Annotated in this window: 3 protein-coding genes; all 3 read right to left on the bottom strand. The window is 72.8% G+C overall.

What is annotated here, in order from left to right; translation table 11 throughout:
• Positions 1 to 1,093: glycine betaine/L-proline ABC transporter ATP-binding protein (locus tag H5J33_RS26265; protein WP_181797333.1), on the bottom strand; the 1,093-nt coding region annotated here is incomplete at its 3' end.
• Complete coding sequence (locus H5J33_RS26260; RefSeq protein WP_181797332.1) at positions 1,090 to 2,625, bottom strand: GMC family oxidoreductase; 1,536 nt, start codon at positions 2,623 to 2,625, stop codon at positions 1,090 to 1,092. The genes H5J33_RS26265 and H5J33_RS26260, both read right to left, overlap by 4 nt.
• 128 nt (positions 2,626 to 2,753) lie before the next feature.
• Positions 2,754 to 4,039, bottom strand: a 1,286-nt coding sequence (locus tag H5J33_RS26255) for an aldehyde dehydrogenase family protein (RefSeq protein WP_181797331.1), incomplete at its 5' end; no start/stop codon positions are given.

Here is a 4,039-nt window from a genome sequence, read left to right as displayed (position 1 = left end):
CCGTGGTGGGTGCCGGGGCGGCCGGGGTTTCGGGGGTGACGCCCGCCACGACGCCCAGCAGACGGTCGTGGTCCACCACGCCCAGGCAGCGGCCCGCGTCCATCACCCGGGCCGGGGCGCCCGACCGGGCCACCGCCTCGATGGCCTCGGCGACCGTGGCCTCGGGGCGCAGGGCCGGGCCGTGCGCGGCGTCCTCGGGGGACGCCGGGCGCATGGCGGTACGGCAGGTCAGCACCTGTTCGCGGGGGACGTCCCGGACGAACTCGCGGACGTAGTCGTCGGCCGGGGCACCGACGATCTCCTCGGGGGTGCCGAGCTGCACCACGCGGCCGTCGCGCATCAGGGCGATGCGGTCGCCGAGTTTCAGGGCCTCGCTCAGGTCGTGGGTGATGAACACCATCGTGCGGCCCTCCTCCCGGTGCAGCCGGGCCACCTCGTCCTGCATGTCCCGGCGGATGAGCGGGTCCAGGGCGCTGAAGGGCTCGTCGAAGAGCAGCACCTCGGGGTCCACGACCAGGGCGCGGGCCAGGCCCACCCGCTGGCGCTGGCCGCCGGACAGCTGGCCGGGGCGGCGCTTCTCCATGCCGGCCAGGCCGACCTTGGCGACGAACTCGGCGGCACGCTCCCGGCGTTCGGAGCGGCCGACGCCCTGGATCTCCAGGCCGTAGGCCACGTTGTCGAGGACCGTGCGGTGCGGAAGCAGCCCGAAGTGCTGGAAGACCATCGCGGCCCGGTGCCGGCGCAGTTCGCGCAGCCGGGCCCGGTCCATCGCGCGGACGTCCTCGCCGTCGATGGCGATGGTGCCCGCGGTCGGCTCGATCAGCCGGGTCAGACAGCGGACCAGGGTGGACTTGCCGGAGCCGGACAGGCCCATGACGACGAAGACCTCGCCCTTGCGGACGTCGAAGGACACGTCCCGGACGGCGGCCGTGCAGCCCGTGCGGGAGCGCAGTTCGGCGGGGGTGAGCGCGCTGAGCTCCGGGTCGGCGGGGACGCGTTCGGGCTTCGGGCCGAAGACCTTCCACAGACCGGACACCGAGAAGACGGACTCGGCGGCGGTGGGCGGCTTGCGGGTGGGGACGGTGAGGGTCATCGCAGGTCACCTCCGATCAGGTCGACGGCCTTCTCCCCGACCATGAGCACCCCGATCATCGGGTTGACCGCGGGCATGGCCGGGAAGACGGACGCGTCGGCGATGCGGATGCCGTCGAGCCCCCGTATGCGCAACTCGGGGTCCACGACGGCCAGTTCGTCGTCGGCGGCGCCCATCTTGCAGGTGCCGGCCGGGTGGTAGACGGTGTGGGCCGCCTTGCGGGCGTACTCGCTCAGCTCGGCGTCACCGGTGATCTCCGGGCCGGGGCACACCTCGCGCTTGAGCCAGCCGGCCAGCGGCTCGGTCCTGGCGATCTCGCGGGCGATGCGGATGCCGTCGACCAGGGTCCGGGCGTCGTAGTCGTCCTCGTCGGTGAAGTACCGGAAGTCCAGGGCCGGCTTGACGGCGGGGTCCGCGCTGGTCAGGTACAGCCGGCCGCGGCTCTTCGGCTTGGGGATGTTCGGGGTCATCGAGACGCCGAACTCCGGCCGCTCGTACCCCAGTCGCTCCGGGTTGTCGGTGAACGGGATCTGGTAGAAGTGGAACATCAGGTCCGGTCCGGCGTGCTCCGGGTCGCGGCGCACGAACAGGCCCGCGTCGGAGTCCATCGCCGAGTTCTCCGGGATCGGGCCGTGGGTCTCCCAGACGATGACCGACTCGGGGTGGTCGAGCAGGTTCTCGCCGACGCCCGGCAGGTCGTGCACGACGGGGATGCCGAGCGCCTCGAGGTCGGCGCGGGGGCCGATGCCGGAGTGGAGCAGCAGGCGCGGGGAGTCGACGGCGCCCGCGCACAGCACGACTTCCTCGCGGGCCCGGATCAGCAGCTCCTCGCCGTTCTTGGTGCGCACGTGCACGCCCTCGGCGCGGGTGCCGTCCAGCCGGAGCTTGTACGCCCAGGTCTCCAGCAGGATCGTCAGGTTGGGGCGCTCGTCCATCACCGGGTGGAGGTACGCCACCGACGCCGAGGACCGCTTGTTGTCCTCGGGGTGGTAGGCGAGGTCGAAGAAGCCGACGCCCTCGGTGAACGGCGCGCGGTTGAAGCCCTCGACGCGGGGTACCCCGAGCGCCGACTGCGCGGCGTCGACGAAGTCGCGGGCGATGGCGTTCCGGTCCTTCTCGTCGACGGAGACGATGTTGTTCTTCAGCCGGGCGAAGTAGGCCTCCATGGGGACGGCGCCCCAGCCCTTGGCACCGGCGGCCTCCCACTCGTCCCAGTCGGAGGGCAGGGGCTTGAAGGAGATGAGGGTGTTGTGCGAGGAGCAGCCGCCGAGGACGCGGGCGCGGCTGTGCCGGATGTGGGAGTTGCCGCGGGGCTGCTCGACGGTCGGGTAGTCGTAGTCGAGTTCGCCACCGAGCAGGCCCATCCAGCGGCGCAGGGTGAGGACGTCGTCGCGGCCGACGTCGCTCGGGCCGCCCTCGATGACGGCGACGGTGACATCGGGGTTCTCGGTGAGGCGGGAGGCGATGACGGAGCCGGCCGTGCCGCCGCCGATGACGACGTAGTCGTAGACGTGGGGGGTGCTGTCGGACATGGGGGGTACTACTCCAGGGACTCGGACTCGATGCGGGGGCTGACGGAGGGCCGGCCGGTGGGCCGAGGGACCGGCCGACGCGGCTGAAGGGGCAGCCGGCAGGCCGGGGACCAGCCGGTGAGTGGGGGTCAGCCGGCGAACCAGCGCACCGGCTTCGGCGCGAGGTTCTGGTAGACGTGCTTGGTCTCGCGGTACTCGGCGAGCCCGGCGGGACCCAGCTCGCGGCCGGTGCCGCTCCTGCCGAAGCCGCCCCACTCCGCCTGCGGCAGATAGGGGTGGAAGTCGTTGATCCACACGGTGCCGTGCCGCAGCCGGGACGCCACCCGGCGGGCCTTGGCGGTGTCCGCGCTCCAGACCGCGCCGGCCAGGCCGTACTCGGTGTCGTTGGCGAGGCGGACGGCCTCCTCCTCGGTGCGGAAGGTCTCGACGGTGAGGACCGGGCCGAAGACCTCCTCGCGGACGACCCGCATCTCGCGGTGGCAGGCGTCGAGGACGGTGGGCTCGTAGAACCAGCCGGTCGCGGGGCGCTCGGGCGACGGTTCGGGCCGCTTGCCGCCGCAGCGCAGGACGGCGCCCTCCTCGAGGGCGGAGGCGACGTACGCCTCGACCTTGGCGCGCTGCTGTTCGGAGACGAGCGGGCCGCACTCGACGCCGTCCGCGGTGCCGCGGCCGAGCCTGATCCTCTGGGCGCGACGGGCGAGTTCGGCGACGAAGCGCTCGCGGACGGTCTCCTCGACGATGAGCCGGGCGCCGGCCGAGCAGACCTGGCCGCTGTGGATGAAAGCCGCGTTGAGGGCCTGGTCCACGGCGGTGTCGAAGCCCTCCTCGGTGGCGCAGGCGTCGGCGAAGACCACGTTGGGGTTCTTGCCGCCGAGTTCGAGGGCGACCTTCTTGACGGTGGGCGCGGCGGCCTGGGCGACCTTGACCCCGCTGGCCAGACCGCCGGTGAAGGAGACCAGGTCGACGTCGGGGTGCTCGGCGAGGCGGGCGCCGACGGTGTGGCCGGGGCCGGTGACGAGGTTGGCCACTCCGGCGGGCAGGCCGGCCTCGGCGAGCAGCCCGATCAGCGCGATGGTGGTCATCGGGGTGATCTCGCTGGGCTTGACCACGAAGGTGTTGCCGGCCGCGAGCGCCGGGGCGATCTTCCAACTCGCCTGGAGGAGAGGGTAGTTCCAGGGAGTGATCAGCGCGCAGACACCCACCGGCTCGTGGACGACCACGCTGTGGATCCCGGGCGAGCCCGCGTCGACCACCCGGCCGGGCGCCTCGGCGGCGACCAGGTCGGCGAAGTACCGGAAGGCGTCGGCGACACAGTCGATGTCGACGCGGCCCTCCTCGACGGTCTTGCCCGCGTCCCGGCTCTCCAGCAGGCCGAGTTCCTCGCGGTCGCGTACGAGGAGGCCGGCGACGCGGC

It is taken from the genome of Streptomyces sp. WELS2 (assembly GCF_013870595.1).
GTDB lineage: Bacteria > Actinomycetota > Actinomycetes > Streptomycetales > Streptomycetaceae > Streptomyces.
Note: the sequence above shows the minus strand (reverse complement) of the source record. Positions and strands in the feature narration are given on the sequence as shown.

Excerpts from the sequence above, each read along its gene's own strand:
- H5J33_RS26260 (WP_181797332.1), bottom strand. The coding sequence starts at position 2,625 with ATGTCCGACAGCACCCCCCACGTCTACGACTACGTCGTCATCGGCGGC.